1 protein-coding gene is annotated in these 1,554 nt (G+C 67.8%); it reads right to left on the bottom strand.

What is annotated here, in order from left to right:
• Nucleotides 1-34: 34 nt before the first annotated feature.
• Nucleotides 35-1,434 (bottom strand): IS3 family transposase gene (locus ACFY2Q_RS29480; RefSeq protein WP_387135929.1). Its coding sequence is split into 2 segments (ribosomal slippage): nucleotides 35-1,101 and nucleotides 1,101-1,434, totalling 1,401 coding nucleotides; the frame shifts between segments, so codons are not numbered across the junction.
• Nucleotides 1,435-1,554 lie beyond the last annotated feature (120 nt).

Here is a 1,554-nt window from a genome sequence, read left to right on the forward strand (position 1 = left end):
CCGGAACGTGTCAAGGGATTGAGGCCAACGGGAGTTAAGCGGCTTGTCGTTGTGGCTCGGGTTTGTTGATCCAGACCTGTTCGGGCAGGTCGAGGATCTTGGGTAGGAGTCGGGTGGTGCCGAACCGTTCCGGATGCGCCGCGCGCATGGTGGCGAGGGTGTCCTCGCGTCCGGCGCGGACGCGGTGATGGCGGCCGTGGTGGACCTCGGCCGGGGTGTGCAAGCCGATCCCGGAGTGTCGGTGAGCATGGTTGTACCAGGTCACGAAGTCGGTCATGAACGCCCGTGCCTGGGTGAGGGACGCGAACCGGTCCGGGAAGACCGGCGCGTACTTCATCGTCTTGAACCAGGCCTCGCTGTACGGGTTGTCGTTGGACACCTTCGGCCGGGAATGCGAGCGGGTCACGGTCAGGTCTTCGAGTAGGTCGGCGACGGATTTCGAGGTCATCGAGGTGCCCCGGTCGGCGTGGACCACGTGCGGGACACCATGGGTGTCGAACACCTCCCGCATCATCGCCTCGGCGAGGGGTCCGGACTCGCGGGCGTGCACCCGGACGCCGATGATGTACCGGGAGTAGATGTCGATCATCACGTAGGCGTCGTAGTAGACGCCCTTGACCGGTCCGGCCAGTTTGGTGATGTCCCAGGTGTAGACCTGCCCGGGTGCGTCAGCGACCAGCTCGGGACGCCGGCGGGCCGGGTGCCGGGCCAGCCGGCGACGCTCGCGAACCTGTGCGTGCTCGCGCAGAACCCGATACATGGTGGCGATCGAGGCGACGTACACGCCCTGGTCCAGCAGCGCCGCGTAGATCTGGGCCGGGGCCGCGTCGACGAACTCCGCACTGTTCAACAGCCGCAGGACCTGCCCGCGTTCGACCGGGGTGAGCGCGTTCGCCGGCGCTCGCCGCACCGGCGCCGCCGGTGTCGGCCGCCGCTGGTCGCGCTCAGCGCTGGACCGGGCGATCCCGGTCAGCCGTGTCGCGTCCCGCGTCGTGATCCCCGCCCCGGTCATCTGGTGGTAGGTGTCCATCAGCGTCTGCCGAGCCCGAACACGTCCGGACCGTCCGGCTCGCTCCTGGAGATGTCCTCCAAGAGCTCGCGCGCTTTTCCCATGATCGTCAACGCCGTCTCGGTCCGTGCCAGCTTCGCCTGCGCCACCTCCAACTCACGGCGCAACCGGGCGATCTCGGCCTGCTCCGCCGACGGCCGCCCGACCGTCTCCCCAGCCGGCTTGCCCTGCAACAAGCCCGCGTCGCGAGCCCGACGCCACTCCGACATCAACGACGAATACAAACCCTCACGCCGCAGGAACGCCCCACCCTCACCAGCCGCGACGGCCTGCTCATACCCGGCCAGCAACTCCAACTTCTGCCCCGGCGTGAACGACCGACGCGCCCGCGGCCCACCTGAACGCGGACCCTTCTTGCCACTCATGACCCCATCCTGGGCCGTCACGACATCAACAGCAGTATTCAACGCTTCTCGATCCTGAACTCGCCCTGCCCGGCGGACTTGCTATGAGCCGCTGGCCTCAACTCACCCTGACAGACAGGG

It is taken from the genome of Micromonospora sp. NPDC000316 (assembly GCF_042898885.1).
Taxonomy (GTDB): Bacteria; Actinomycetota; Actinomycetes; order Mycobacteriales; family Micromonosporaceae; genus Micromonospora.